The 12,511-nt window shown below is 74.0% G+C and carries 13 protein-coding genes; 4 read left to right on the plus strand and 9 right to left on the minus strand.

Features of this window, described 5'->3' with window-relative positions; translation table 11 throughout:
* Positions 1–2: 2 nt before the first annotated feature.
* The 6 genes from H030_RS0119570 to H030_RS0119595 are packed head-to-tail and all read right to left on the minus strand — an operon-like array spanning position 3 to position 6,173.
* Complete coding sequence (locus tag H030_RS0119570) at positions 3–761, minus strand: MBL fold metallo-hydrolase (protein ID WP_027007350.1); 759 nt, start codon at positions 759–761, stop codon at positions 3–5.
* On the minus strand, positions 695–1,528 hold the full coding sequence (locus H030_RS0119575) for a YhjD/YihY/BrkB family envelope integrity protein (RefSeq protein WP_027007351.1): 834 nt from the start codon (positions 1,526–1,528) through the stop codon (positions 695–697). Before H030_RS0119575 ends, H030_RS0119570 begins: the two co-directional genes overlap by 67 nt.
* Positions 1,525–2,646 carry a hypothetical protein gene (locus H030_RS0119580; protein WP_027007352.1) on the minus strand — a complete coding sequence of 374 codons (1,122 nt, stop codon included), beginning with the start codon at positions 2,644–2,646 and terminating at the stop codon, positions 1,525–1,527. The genes H030_RS0119575 and H030_RS0119580 overlap by 4 nt, the downstream gene beginning before the upstream one ends.
* Positions 2,643–4,718, minus strand: coding sequence for a phage holin family protein (locus H030_RS33665; RefSeq protein WP_051223174.1), 2,076 nt, complete (start codon positions 4,716–4,718; stop codon positions 2,643–2,645). The genes H030_RS0119580 and H030_RS33665 overlap by 4 nt, the downstream gene beginning before the upstream one ends.
* A gap of 57 nt (positions 4,719–4,775) precedes the next feature.
* Positions 4,776–5,786, minus strand: a complete 1,011-nt coding sequence (locus tag H030_RS33670; protein ID WP_051223176.1) for a lysylphosphatidylglycerol synthase transmembrane domain-containing protein — start codon at positions 5,784–5,786, stop codon at positions 4,776–4,778.
* A 45-nt stretch (positions 5,787–5,831) separates the two neighbouring features.
* Positions 5,832–6,173 (minus strand): hypothetical protein, encoded by a 342-nt coding sequence (locus H030_RS0119595; RefSeq protein ID WP_027007353.1) that lies wholly within the window; start codon positions 6,171–6,173, stop codon positions 5,832–5,834.
* A 44-nt stretch (positions 6,174–6,217) separates the two neighbouring features.
* Here H030_RS0119595 and H030_RS0119600 point away from each other — a divergent pair, with 44 nt between their 5' ends.
* Positions 6,218–6,880: a hypothetical protein gene (locus tag H030_RS0119600; RefSeq protein ID WP_155892156.1), complete on the plus strand. Its 663-nt coding sequence runs from the start codon at positions 6,218–6,220 to the stop codon at positions 6,878–6,880.
* On the opposite strand, the gene H030_RS37545 is transcribed toward H030_RS0119600, so the two are convergent.
* Together H030_RS37545 and H030_RS33680 are read right to left on the minus strand one after the other, a co-directional pair.
* Positions 6,877–7,395 carry a GNAT family N-acetyltransferase gene (locus H030_RS37545; protein ID WP_051223177.1) on the minus strand — a complete coding sequence of 173 codons (519 nt, stop codon included), beginning with the start codon at positions 7,393–7,395 and terminating at the stop codon, positions 6,877–6,879. The genes H030_RS0119600 and H030_RS37545 overlap by 4 nt on opposite strands.
* A gap of 66 nt (positions 7,396–7,461) precedes the next feature.
* Positions 7,462–8,322 (minus strand): calcium-binding protein, encoded by an 861-nt coding sequence (locus H030_RS33680; RefSeq protein WP_051223179.1) that lies wholly within the window; start codon positions 8,320–8,322, stop codon positions 7,462–7,464.
* 170 nt (positions 8,323–8,492) lie between these two features.
* Here H030_RS33680 and H030_RS33685 point away from each other — a divergent pair, with 170 nt between their 5' ends.
* Genes H030_RS33685 through H030_RS33690 form a run of 3 tightly spaced genes read left to right on the plus strand, consistent with a single transcriptional unit; the run spans position 8,493 to position 11,025 of the window.
* Positions 8,493–8,975, plus strand: coding sequence for a calcium-binding protein (locus H030_RS33685; RefSeq protein ID WP_196809200.1), 483 nt, complete (start codon positions 8,493–8,495; stop codon positions 8,973–8,975).
* Entirely contained in the window at positions 8,968–9,657 is a 690-nt protein-coding gene (locus H030_RS0119620; RefSeq protein ID WP_027007355.1) for a response regulator transcription factor, read from the plus strand. The genes H030_RS33685 and H030_RS0119620 overlap by 8 nt, the downstream gene beginning before the upstream one ends.
* A gap of 15 nt (positions 9,658–9,672) precedes the next feature.
* Complete coding sequence (locus tag H030_RS33690) at positions 9,673–11,025, plus strand: HAMP domain-containing sensor histidine kinase (protein ID WP_051223183.1); 1,353 nt, start codon at positions 9,673–9,675, stop codon at positions 11,023–11,025.
* On the opposite strand, the gene H030_RS0119630 is transcribed toward H030_RS33690, so the two are convergent.
* Positions 11,015–12,511: an adenylate/guanylate cyclase domain-containing protein gene (locus H030_RS0119630; protein ID WP_051223185.1), complete on the minus strand. Its 1,497-nt coding sequence runs from the start codon at positions 12,509–12,511 to the stop codon at positions 11,015–11,017. The genes H030_RS33690 and H030_RS0119630 overlap by 11 nt on opposite strands.

A 12,511-nucleotide genomic window follows, 5' to 3' on the forward strand; every position in this document is an offset into this window, starting at 1 on the left:
GCCTACACCTCGGTCTCCTCGCCCGGCTGCAGGATCCGGACCTCGACGTCCGGGGCCAGCCGCGCGCAGTGGCGCGCGAACTCCTGCGGCGGGTCGACGAGCAGCCGCTGGTGCGATGCGCGGCCGGTCGAGGTGACCGGCAGCAGCGTGCCCCAGTGGATCGGGACGACTACGCGCGGGCGCAGCAGCGCGGCGGCGCGCGCGGCCCGCTCGGGGTCGAGGTGGCCGGGCCCGAGCGACGGGCCCCAGCCCCAGACCGGCAGCAGCGCGACGTCGAGGCCGCCGTCGCCGATCCGCTCCATGCCGTCGAACAGGTCGGTGTCGCCGGGGAAGTAGATCCGGGCGCCGTCGCCCTCGATCACGAAGCCGAGCGCATCCGCGTGCGCGCCGAGCGGGCGGCGGCGGCCGTCGTGGCGCGCGGGGACGGCGGTGACGCCAGCATCAACGCCTACATCTACGCGTTCTCCTACACGTACCTCCCGGACGTCCTCCAGCCCCGCGGTCGCCGCCAGCGCGCGGCGCAGCCCGTGCGGGCCGATCACCGGCACGGCCGCGTGGATCCGGCGCAGCGTCGGGACGTCGGCGTGGTCGTAGTGCAGGTGCGAGACCAGGACCGCGTCCAGTGGCGCCGGCAGCTCGGGCACCGGCACGTGGCGGCGCAGGTGCGCGACGCGCGAGCGCAGGACCGGGTCGGTCAGGACGCGCGCGCCGGCGACTTCGACGAGGACGGTTGCGTGACCGAGCCAGACGATCCGAGCCATGTGGTGTTGGCGATGTAGGCGCCGACGGCCGCGGCGGTGACGAGCACGAAGCCCAGCGCCCAGAGCATCGTCAGCAGGGTGAACGCGATGCCGATCGCCCCGAACTGCGAGCTGGCCGACGACAGCGCGCGCGGCATGTAGATCAGCAGCCCGGCGGACAGCAGCGTCATGCCGAAGGCGGTCAGCGCGGCCTGCGGCACCAGCCGCTTCCAGCGGACGCGGCGGGCGAGCAGCAGGTAGGGCGTGATCGACCACAGCAGGAACGTCCCGCACAGCGAGATCACGTTGTAGGGCCAGCCGTGGAACCAGCCGCGCACGACCGGGAAGATCGTGAGGTAGGCCGCGAACGCGGCGACCCAGGCGAGGTTCCAGCCGGTCGAGCGGAAGCCGCGCTTGGGCAGCTCCCAGGTCAGCTCGAACGTGCGCTGCACCGCGCGGGTGAACGACAGCGACGAGAAGATCACGATCACCACGCCGAGCGTCGTCAGCGACGCGCCGCCGGTGCCGTTGCCGAACGCCTGCTTGACCGAGTCGGCCGTGCTGCCGGTGAGGTCGAAGCGGTCGATCAGCGTGTCGGCGAACGACTGCTCGTCGGTCGCGCCGGTGCCGGCGATCACGATCAGCAGCGGGATCAGCGCGCCGAAGGCCTGCGCGCCGATGACCAGCGCGCGGTCGAGGATCTCCAGCGAGATCAGGCGCGCGACGAGCCCGCGACCCCACGTCAGCATGTCGCCGAAGGACCAGCGGCGCGGATGCGGCCGCCTCATGGCACCGCCGCGACCGGCGGCGCGACGGGCGGCAGGCCCGCGGCCTCGCGGATCACCTGGCGGCGCAGCGCCCAGACGCCGGCGGCCGCGAGCAGGGCGTAGAACAGGATCGCCCAGAGCTGGCCGGCGGCGGGCAGCAGCCCGGCGGCGAGCAGGACCAGGACCAGCACGAGCACGCCGGCGTAGACGAGGCCGCCGTGCGCGATCAGCGCCGGCGCCGTGAAGCGGCGCGCGCTGCGCGCCCACGACGTCCCGCCGGCCAGCCAGCCGGCGGCGATGTCGACGACGCCGAGGACGACGAGGGCGCCCGCGATGTCGTGCAGCAGCGAGGTCGCGATCGACCACGTCGCCCGCGCCGCGGGCTCGTCGGTCCCGCTGTCGGCGAGCGTCTTGACGACGTAGTTGCCCCCGGCGCGGCGGGCGACGAGCAGCAGCAGCCCGGCGATCAGGAGCGCGACGCCCGCGTAGATGATCCCGCGGGAGCGGTCGGGTGCGAGCGCGACGCCGGCGACGAGCAGGACGATCAGCAGCACGATGCTGACCCAGCGCAGCGTGCGCACGGCGTGGACGACCTGGCGGATCGTCTTGAGGTTGTCGCCCTTGAGCACGTGGACGGTGCCGTGGTCGCCGGTCGCGTCGGGCAGGACGCCGAGCCGCGTGGCGAGCACGCCGAGCTGCGGGCGCAGGTCGATGACGACACCGAGGTTGGCCAGGCGGCTGTTGCCGTCGACGATCTCGATGAACTGCTCGTGGGCGTGGCGGTTGGTGTTGCGCCACAGCCTCTGGAACGCGCCGGAGGCGATCAGGCGCCTGGCGGTGCGCTCGGCGATCTCGCCGGACGCGGCGGCCAGCGGGGCGGCGAGCGGCTGCAGCCGCGGCGGCAGGCCGTCCTTGAGCTTGGCCTGGATCGTCGGCCCGTCGACGAGCTGGTCGGCGAGGTAGGCGGCGGTCGCGTCCTGGATCGCGGGCTCCTGGAGCAGGCGCGAGGACGTGTCGACCCAGTTGTCGGTGTTGAGCAGCTGGCGGTCGGCCCAGGCGCCGAGCACGGCGACGACCGCGACCAGGCAGGCCAGGACCAGCAGGACGGACGACAGCGTGCGGCGCAGCAACGGGCTCATGGGACGGGCTCCGGGATCGGGTCGGGGGCGGCGGGCGTGGCGTACTCCGCGTGGCCGAGGTCGACCATCCAGCCGCGCAGCACGTGGTGGACGGCGGCGGCGCCGACGATCTCCTCGGACGGGAGCGGCAGCGTCGCGGGGGCCAGCAGGAACGGGTGGGCCTGGCCGCCGCCCAGGCCGCCGTGGGAGCCGACGAGCTCCTCGAACGCGGCGACCTCGGCGGTCTGCTCCCAGAAGGCGGAGTTGACCAAGATGTCGGGGCAGTGCGGGAACGCGGCGGTGCGCGCGACGTGCCGCGCCGCGCGGGGGCCGTAGGGGGCGAGCGGGTCGACGCCGTCGACGTGGCCGGTCGCGAGGTCGTGCGTGCCCTCGGCGCCGAGGACGACGTCGTGGCCCGCGTCGTCGCGGACGACGACGAAGCCGATCCCGGCATGGTCGCGCAGCGCGGCGATCAGGTTGGGGTACTCGCGCTCGATCGTCGCGCGCGTCGCGCGGCCGTCCAGGCGCGGGAACGTGATCAGCCCGAGGTTGCCCGAGGCCATCACCGAGACCTCCGGGAGCTGCTCGCCGGCGGCCGGCGCCTCCTCCTCCGGGTGCTTCTGGGAGACGCGCACCTCGCCGCCCTCGGTGCGGTGCGCGCGGGTGGCGATCCGGACGGCGCGGGCGCCCGCCGAGTCGCCGGTCCCGGCCTCGGTCAGCGCCGCGCCGAGGCGGCCGGCGGCCTCGTCCTCGCCCGAGGCCTCGGCGGCGACCGCCTCGTCGGCGATCCCGCACGCGCGCTGGACCAGCGCCTCGAGCGTCTCGCCGTAGCGGTCGCGGAACGTCGCGCCCTGGGTCTGGCCGTGATCGCTGAGGACTGCCACGCGGTAGGGCCGCGCGCCGCGCGCCTCGGCCGCGGCGGCCAGGCGCCGGATCCGGCGGTCGACGCGGCGCAGGACCGCCAGCGTGTCGGCACGTTCGATCCCCGAGTGGTGGGCGACCTCGTCGTAGGCCAGGAACGTCGTGTAGATCACGGGCCGCCCGGCCTCGAGGTCGCCGATCACCGACTCGACCTGGAGGTCGAGCTGGACCGCGGTCGCGTAGGCGCGCATGACCGCGTAGGAGAACCCGCGATGGACGCGCGGCCTGACGTCGCGGCGGCGCTGCTGGGCGGCGTAGAGCAGCTCGGCGCCGACGTCGTAGAACGTCAGCAGCAGCGTGCGGGCCACGTTGTAGGGGCTGGAGAAGTAGGTGAAGTAGTCCTGGCCCAGCCTCCCGCGGCGGACGTCGAGGACCGTGCTCATCGTCAGCAGCGAGTGCGGCGCGTCGCCGCTGAGGATGTTCGCGCGGCTGGCGCCGTCGCTGAACAGCAGCCCGCGGCCGTCGGAGACGCGGCGCTCCAGCTCGGCGGCGTCGCGCGGGTGGTTGGTGACGATCGGCGCGCCGCGCTCCTTCTCCCACCACCGGAACGCGGGCATGTCCTCGTTGCTGCCGTGCAGGATCCCGGCCTGGCAGGCGCCGGTCTGCGAGGACCAGTCGGTCTCCCAGCGGACGAGGTGGTGGCTGCCGTCGTCGACCCAGCGCTGCAGGGTCGGCGCGTTGCCGTCGCGCAGCGCGCGCTGCAGGACGTCGTGGGCGAGGCCGTCGATCTCCAGCAGCAGCAGGCCCGGGACCTCGGAGCGATCGGCCGCCCTGCGGCGCCTGAGCGCGAGGTGCGAGGCGAAGCGCTCGTCGTCGTCGATCGACAGGACGGTCGCCATCACCGTCGTGATCAGCGTCGCGCAGATCGCGACGACGATCCCGGTCCAGACGTCGTCGATGTGCACGCCCGGGGCGATCGCCGCGGCCAGCAGCAGCACCGCGGCGTTCATGACGAGCACGAAGCCGCCGAGCGTCAGGACCGTCAGCGGCAGCGCGAAGCGCACGACCGCGGGCCACACCACGGCGTTCAGCAGCCCGGCGATGACCGCCAGGATCACGGCGTCGCCGAACGACTCGACGCTGTAGCCCGGGATCACCGGGCCGAGGACGAGCAGCGCCGCAGCCGCGATCAGCAGCGTGAACAGCGTCCGTGGTCCGAGGCCGCCGGGCATGACACCGGCGATCCTCCCGGCGCGCAGGGTGAGGCGGAGTCGCCCGCGGGGGGTGACTCAGGATGCTGCGGCGGCGCGATCCTCGCCGCCGGTCGCGATCCTGCGGCGGTACACGAGCCACGCGATCAGGCCCGCGGGCAGCATCAGCCAGTAGGACACGAGGCGGTAGGCGAGCGTCGCGACCGCCGCGTCGCCGCCCCTGACGCCGGCCAGCGCCAGCGTCGCGGTCAGCCCGGCCTCGACGACGCCGAGGCCGCCCGGCGTCAGCGGGATCTGGGCCAGCAGCTGCGCGGTGACGTAGGCGAGCAGGACGAGGCTGAAGCGCGGGTGCGCGCCGACCGCGGTGATGGCGGTCAGCAGCGCCAGCAGGTCGAACAGCCAGCGCCCGATCGCCGCCGCGCACGCGCGCAGCAGGCGGTCGCCGAGGCGCTCGAAGACCTCGTCGCGCTGCACGACCAGGCGGTCCGGCAGCGCGGGGGAGACGGCGCGGTCGCCGGGGAGCTTGCGGCTGACGTTGACGACCGCGCGCCCGACCCAGCGCAGCGAGCGCTCGCTGCGCGCCACGCCGACGCCGAGCGCGAACATCAGCACGAAGATGACGAGGCCGAGGATCGCGGTCTCCAGCAGCGTGTGCGGGACGCTGAGGCCGAAGACGATCGCCGGGAGCGCCAGCACCGGCATCACGCACAGCGCCGCGACCTGCAGCACCGTCGCCGCCGCCAGCCCGGTCGCGATCGACGCGCGCGGCACGTCGGCGGCGTTGAGCATGTTGTACTGCGCGGCCGCCGCGGTGGCCGCGCCGCCGGGGATCACGCGGCCCAGCGCGCCGCCGGCCAGCTGCGACGTCGCGACCGCCGTGGTGTCACGGGTCCCGATCGACAGCGCCTGCAGCTCCCACAGGCACAGGCACGACAGCGCCTCGGCGACGACCATCCCGACCAGCCAGTAGGGCTTGAGGTTGGCGACCTTCGGCCACGCGCCCAGCACCTCGCCGATCGCCGGGGCGACGCCGTAGATGACCAGGCCCGTGAGGGCGAGCGCGACCGCGCGTCGCACGAGGGACGACATGCCCCCGCGACCTTACCCGTGTAGGCGGCTGGCTATTGCGCCGGGCTAGACGGCCATCGCGGTCGCCGGCTCCCAGCCGGCGGCCCCGGGCCGCCGCGGGATCAGCGTGCACTCGAACGCGCCGCAGTCGACGCGCACCGGCTGCCCGGCGCTGAGCCCGGAGGCCGGGAACGAGCGGTCGGGGCGCAGCGGTCGGATCCCGAGCTGGGCGTGTCCGCGACGGGACGCGGCGGTGCAGAGCGCGCGCTCGGCGTGCTGGAGCGTCAGCCGCCAGCCCGCGGCGACGAGCGTCGCGCCGTGCCACAGCTCCCAGCGCCAGCGCTGGCCGAGCCGGCTGCGCGGCAGCGGGTGCAGTGCGTAGGCGAACTGAGGGCCGTCGAGAGACACCGGACTTCCTTCAAGCTAGCGCGCCCGGCGCCGATGGTGGGAACGTGGACGTTCGCTCCCGCCCCTTCGCCGTGCCCGCGCTCGCGGTCCTGCTGATCCTCGGCGGCCTGCTCGCGCTGCGCGCGCACCACGGCAGCGTCGCCCAGGCCCTCGGCGGCGGGCGCCAGGTCGGCAGGATCAGCGCCGCCGAGCGCGCGGGGACGTTCGTGTTCGACCCGTCGATCGCCCCGGCCGACCGCGCAGCGATCGTGCGCGCCGTCGCCGACGCCAACCCGCAGGCCCAGGCGCTGATCGGCGCGGTCGACGGGCTCGTGAACATCAGGCTCGCCGGGCTCGGCAGCAAGGTCGTCGGGCTGACCGAGAGCGACGGCGATCGCTACGACGTGACGCTCGACCTCGGCACGGTCTCGCGCGAGTACGGCCAGCGCGGGATCGACCGGCTCGTCCAGCACGAGCTCGGCCACGTCGTCGACTTCGCGCTCGTGCCCGAGGACATGAACAAGCAGCTCGACGCGCAGATCCCGCAGGGCTATGGCTGCGAGGACGGCAACTCGGGCGGCTGCGCCAACCGCGACGAGCGCTTCGCCGAGAGCTTCGCGAAGTGGGCGTCGGGCGACATCGGCGTCGACCTGTACCTGGGGTACAAGGTCCCGCCGCCGGACGACCTCAGCAGCTGGGGTGCTCCGTTGGCGACGTTGATCGGCTAGGCCGGGTCGCTCGCCAGCTTGGCGTACAACAACATGTCGCCGCGGCGCCCGGGCTTGAGGAACATGCCGCGCATCAGGCCCTCGCGGGCGTAGCCGGCCTTCTGGGCGACGCGCTCGGAGCCCTTGTTGTCGTCGTCGATCAGCAGCGTGACGCGCAGCAGCCCGCGCTCGGCGAACGCCCACGCGGTGAGCGCGCGCAGCGCGGCGGTGGCGACGCCGCGGCCGCGGGCGGCGGGGGCGGTGAGGTAGCCGAGCTCGGCCTCCCGCGCCTCGGTGTCGATCGCGACGGCGAGCGCGACGCCGTAGAACGTGTCGTCGCCGTTGGGGCCGAGGATCGCGAACGCCTCCTTGGCGCCGGTCCTGCGGCCCTCGTCGTAGCGGGCCAGCCAGCGGGCGGGAAAGCCCGGCTCGGGCGGGTTCGGGAAGCGCGTGAAGCGCAGCGCGTCCGGATCCTCCGCCATCGGGGCGAACGCGTCCAGGTGCTCGGCGCCGAAGGGAACGAGGCGTACGTCCATGCCCCGAACCCTAGAGCGCCGAGCACCCAGGTGCCTCTCGATGAAGCAGGTCCTACAACTCGAGTGCTAGGACTGCTTGTTGGCGTCCGCCGGGGACTGCTGGGCGTCCTCGGACTTCGAGTCGCTCGGCTTCGGGTCCTTGCGGACGACCTTCTCGCAGGAGCCGTTGGGGTTGTCGGCGGTCGCATCGGTGATCACGTCGACGTTGTCGAGCAGCGCGGTGTCGTTGCCGGGGCCGCAGGTGATGCGGTCGACCTCTCCGTCACGGGTGTGGAACGTGTCGTTGCCGTTGCCGCCGTCGAGCGTGTCGCCGGTCTGGTCGACCTGGCCGGGCGCGGCCTGGACGTCGCCGCGGGCCAGCGCCCAGAGGTCGTCGTTGCCGTCGCCGCCGTAGCTCGTGTCGACGCCGAGGTTGGCGTAGATCCTGTCGTTGCCCGGGCCGCCGTCCTGGATGTCGTCGCCGGTGCCGCCCGACATGATGTCATTGCCGTTCTCGCCGTAGTTCTTGTCGTTGCCCGGGCCGCCGGAGATGCGGTCGCGCGAGTCGCCGCCCTTGAGCGTGTCGTCGCCCGAGTTGCCGAAGATGTGGTCGAACGAGGTCAGGTCGCCGGTGCCGTTGGCGTCGCCGGTGATCGTGTCGTTGCCCTTACCGCCCCAGAGCCAGTCGTTGCCCTGGACGCCCGCGATCGTGTCGTTGCCGTCGCCGCCGAAGACGCGGTCGTTGCCCTCGCCGCCGTTGAGCTGGTCGTCGCCGGCCTTGCCCCAGATGCGGTCGTTGCCGGCGTTGCCGTTGATGACGTCGGTCACGTTGGTGCCCTTGAGGCGCTCGTTGCCCGGACCACCGTTGATCGTGGCGGCGACGGCCGAAGAGGCCGGGATCAGGGCGAGCGCGGCGGTGCCGGTGATGATGGACTTGCGAAGCTTCATGGTGCGGTCAGTCCTCCCGAGGAGATCGTGCATCGTTGACGCTGAGGAGGTTCACCGCTTCCGGGCCGTTTCCCATCGTGCTCTCACCAACACCTCACGCTCCGTGAGAGTTATGTGAGACAGGGCGTTTGCAGGTGGTTCGCGCGGGAACCTGCGTCATGCTGATGAACATGCCCTTCCGCTTCGTGCTCCCCGTCGTGATCGTCTCGCTGCTGCTCGGCGTGGGGACGAGCGTCGTGCACGCGGCGGCGAGCGGCAACGTCATCAACGGCACCAAGAAGGCCGACGTCCTGAACGGGACCGACGGGGTCGACATCATCAACGGGCGTGCGGGCGACGACCGGATCTTCGGCGGCGGCGGCAACGACCGCCTCAACGGCGGACCGGGCGTCGACCTGATCTCCGGCGACGCGGGGGCCGACAGGATCAACGGCGGCCCGGGCGACGACGTGCTGCTCGGCGGCGCGGGCAACGACCGCATCACGGGCGGGGCGGGCGCCGACCAGATCGAGGGCGGCGCCGGCAATGACATCATCTACGCCCGTGACGGCGAGGTCGACACCATCAGCTGCGGGCCGGGGAGCCGGGACCGCGTGATCGCCGACACCGACGACAGGGTGTCGCGCAACTGCGAGAGCGTCTCGCGTGGCTGAGGCCCCCGCGGGGCCCGTCGTCCTGCTGGTCGACGACGACCCCGCGATCCGCCGTGCGGTCGCGGCGGGGCTGGAGCTCGAAGGCTTCTCGGTCGTGCCCGCCTCCGGCGGGCGCGCCGCGTTGGAGGCCGCGACGCGGGTCAGCCCGGCGGTCATCCTGCTGGACCTCAACATGCCCGACCTCGACGGCCTGGCGGTGCTGGAGCGCCTGCGCGCCGCCGGTGACCAGGTCCCGGTCTGCGTGCTGAGCGCGCGCGACGAGGTCGACGACCGCGTCGCGGGCCTGCAGGCGGGCGCCGACGACTACGTCGTCAAGCCGTTCGCGTTGGAGGAGGTCGTGGCGCGGCTGCACGCGCTGCTGCGCCGCCGCCCGGCGGGCGCCGACGAGGCACTGGTCGTCGGCGACATCCGGCTGGACCCGCGTGCGCGCGTGGTCCGGCGCGGCGAGCGCCGGCTGGACCTCACGCGCCGCGAGTTCGACCTGCTGGCGCTGTTCCTGCGCAACCCGAACGAGATCCTGGACCGCAGGCGCCTGCACGAGGAGGTCTGGGGCTACACGTTCGACCCGGGCACCAACGTCGCCGACGTGTTCGTCGGCTACGTCCGCCGCAAGCTCGAGCAGGACGGCGAGCCGCGCGTGCTGCACACGGTGCGCGGCGTGGGCTTCGTCCTGCGGCCCTGAGACGCTTCAGCGCTCATGCTGCGCAGCCTTCGCGGTCGCCTGACGCTCGGCGTGCTCGCCGTCCTGCTGGTCGTGCTCGGCGCGGCGGGCGCGGTCGGCCTGCACGAGGTCAGCAAGTCCGAGCGCGCGGCGCTCGACGACCGCATGCGCCGGACCGCGGAGCTGACGCGCCCGGCGGCGATCGCCGACGTCCAGAACGGGCTGCCGCGCAAGGACCCGCGGCTGGACGCGGTGCTGCGCGCGACCGGCAGCTCGGTGCGGCTGACGCTCGCCAGGGTGCCGCTGATCACCGAGGGCACGCCGCCGCCCGCGCACGACCGGCTGCCCAGGGGCTTCTCGACGTTCCACTCCGGTGGGCGCGACTACCGCGCCTACGTGACGACGCTGACCGACAGGAACCTCGGGAGCAACGCGCGGCTGGAGGTCGTCTCGGCGCTGCGCGGGACCGAGCAGCGGATCGCCGACCTGCGCGACCGCGTGGTCCTGATCGGGCTGGCCGGGATCCTCGTGACGGTCGTGTTGGTGTGGTTGATCGCGTCGGTCGTGCTGCGCCCCCTGCGGCGGCTGCGCGCGGTGACCGCGTCGATCGCCGAGGACGAGGACCTGACGCAGCGCGTCCCGGACGGGTCGGGGCCGGCCGAGCTGCGCTCGGTCGCGCGGTCGTTCAACGCGATGCTCGCGCGGCTGGGGCGCAGCGCCGAGGACCGCGAGCGCGCGCTGGCGGCGACGCGCCGCTTCGCCGCCGACGCGGGCCACGAGCTGCGCACGCCGCTGACGTCGGTGCAGACGACGCTGAGCGCGCTGCGGCGCCATCCGGACCTGGACGCCGCGCGGCGCGGCGAGCTGCTCGACGACGCGCTCGTCCAGCAGCGGCGGCTGGTCGACCTGCTCGACGGGCTGCAGGCGCTGGCGCGCGGCGACGCGGGGCCGATCGAGCACGCCGAGGTCGATCTGACCGAGCTGGTCGACGAGGTCGTGATGGTGGCGGCGTCGCGCCATCCGGACGTCGCGCTGTCCGCGGTCCTGCCGGAGGCGCCGGTGGTCCTGGAGGGCTGGGAGCCCGGGCTGCGGCTGGTCGTCGAGAACCTGGTGAACAACGCGATCCGCCATGGCGCGGGCGGCGCGGTCCGCGTGACGCTCGAGGCCGACGGTCCCGCGCTGCTGGTCGACGACTCCGGTGCGGGCGTGCCCGAGGCCGACCGCGAGCGCATCTTCGCGCCGTTCGCTCGCGCGACCGGGACCGAGACGCCGGGCTCCGGGCTGGGCTTGGCGCTCGTCGCCCAGCAGGCCGGCCACCACGGCGCGGCCGTGACGGTCGGCCAGGCGCCGCCGCCGCTGGGCGGCGCGCGCTTCGCCGTCAGGTTCTAGGGGACGCCAGGCGCGTCGGCGTCGCGCGGCCGCGCAGCGTCTCGGTGGCGCCGAGCGCCCAGCGGCCGGCCTCGCCGTCGGCGGAGGCGTTCAGCGTCGCCTCGGAGGCGAGCACGCGGCCGTCGGTCTGCTTGGCCAGCTCGGTCAGGCGCGAGGCCTCGTTGACCGGGTCGCCGATCACCGTGTACTCGAAGCGCTCGGCCGCGCCGATGTTGCCGGCGACCGCCGTCCCGGCCGAGACGCCGATCCCGACGTCGCACTGCGGGACCTCGGCGGCGAGGCGGTCGCGGATCGTGCGCGCGGCGCGCAGCGCGGCGCCCGCGGCGTCGTCGTGGGGCAGCGGCGCGCCGAAGACGCACAGCGCGGCGTCGCCGACGAACTTGTTGATCGCGCCGCCCTCGGCGGCGATGACGTCGACGACGACGGCGAAGAACTCGTTGAGCAGCTCGACGACCTCGCCCGGCGGGCGGGCGTGGGCCAGCTCGGTCGAGCCGACCAGGTCGATGAACAGCACCGCGACCTCGCGCTCCTCGCCGCCCATCGTGATCCCGCGCTCCAGCGCCTGGCGGGCGACCTCCTCACCGACCTGGCGGCCGAACATGTCGCGCAGCTGCTCGCGCTCCTTGAGGCCCTCGACCATGCGGTTGAAGCCGGCCTGCAGCAGCCCGACCTCGCTGCCGTCGTAGACGTCCACGTGCGCGTCCTCGCCGCGCTGCACGTTGCGCAGCGCCGAGCGGACGGCGTTGAGCGGGTCGGCGAGCGAGCGCGCGGTCAGCGCCATCACCGCGACGCCGACGACGAGCGCGATCCCGCCGAGCAGCAGCGCGGTGACGGCCAGGCGGTGGGCGGAGGCGTCGATCGTGTTCGTCAGCACGCCCGCGCCGACGAGCACGAGGCCGAAGACCGGGACGCCCGATCCCAAGATGTAGGTCAACAGGATCCGGGCGGCGATGCCGGGCAGCGACGGGTCGTCCGGGACGTGGTCGGCCAGCGCGCGGGCTGCGACCGGCCGCAGGACGCGCTGGGCCAGCAGGTAGGCGACCGCGCACGTCGCCACGCCCGCCAACGCCACCGTGATCGCCGTCGTCAGCGCGAGGTCGTGCGAGTAGTGGCGGTTGAGCAGCGTGAAGATGACCCCGCCCAGCGCCCACAGCGCGCCGTGGACGATGACCTCGCGCGCGGGGGTGAGCAGGACGACGCGCTGCTCCTCGTCGGTCGGCGGCCGGTCGGCGCGCAGCCACGCCATCACCGGCCGCAGCAGGTAGAGCGCCCACACGATCCCGGCCGGGACCGCGAAGACGAGGTAGCCGAGCAGCACCAGCTCGTTGACCCGCTGCACATGCGTCGTGTCCTCGACATGCGGCAACGGCAGCACCCAGCGCATCAGCACGAACACGATCGCCGCGCCGATGACGTTGGCCCCGATCATCAGCACCGCATACGGCACCGCCAACCGGCGCTCGAGATCCGACAGTCGGCCGAGCAT

Source organism: Conexibacter woesei Iso977N (assembly GCF_000424625.1).
Classification (GTDB): Bacteria; Actinomycetota; Thermoleophilia; order Solirubrobacterales; family Solirubrobacteraceae; genus Baekduia; species Baekduia woesei_A.

What these genes read in the sequence shown, in the direction of transcription:
- H030_RS0119570 (WP_027007350.1), bottom strand. Translation starts at nt 761, where the DNA reads ATGGCTCGGATCGTCTGGCTCGGTCACGCAACCGTCCTCGTCGAAGTC.
- H030_RS0119575 (WP_027007351.1), bottom strand. Translation starts at nt 1,528, where the DNA reads ATGAGGCGGCCGCATCCGCGCCGCTGGTCCTTCGGCGACATGCTGACG.
- H030_RS0119580 (WP_027007352.1), bottom strand. Translation starts at nt 2,646, where the DNA reads ATGAGCCCGTTGCTGCGCCGCACGCTGTCGTCCGTCCTGCTGGTCCTG.
- H030_RS33665 (WP_051223174.1), bottom strand. Translation starts at nt 4,718, where the DNA reads ATGCCCGGCGGCCTCGGACCACGGACGCTGTTCACGCTGCTGATCGCG.
- H030_RS33670 (WP_051223176.1), bottom strand. Translation starts at nt 5,786, where the DNA reads ATGTCGTCCCTCGTGCGACGCGCGGTCGCGCTCGCCCTCACGGGCCTG.
- H030_RS37545 (WP_051223177.1), bottom strand. Translation starts at nt 7,395, where the DNA reads ATGGACGTACGCCTCGTTCCCTTCGGCGCCGAGCACCTGGACGCGTTC.
- H030_RS33680 (WP_051223179.1), bottom strand. Translation starts at nt 8,322, where the DNA reads ATGAAGCTTCGCAAGTCCATCATCACCGGCACCGCCGCGCTCGCCCTG.
- H030_RS33685 (WP_196809200.1), top strand. Translation starts at nt 8,493, where the DNA reads ATGCCCTTCCGCTTCGTGCTCCCCGTCGTGATCGTCTCGCTGCTGCTC.
- H030_RS33690 (WP_051223183.1), top strand. Translation starts at nt 9,673, where the DNA reads ATGCTGCGCAGCCTTCGCGGTCGCCTGACGCTCGGCGTGCTCGCCGTC.
- H030_RS0119630 (WP_051223185.1), bottom strand. Translation starts at nt 12,511, where the DNA reads ATGCTCGGCCGACTGTCGGATCTCGAGCGCCGGTTGGCGGTGCCGTAT.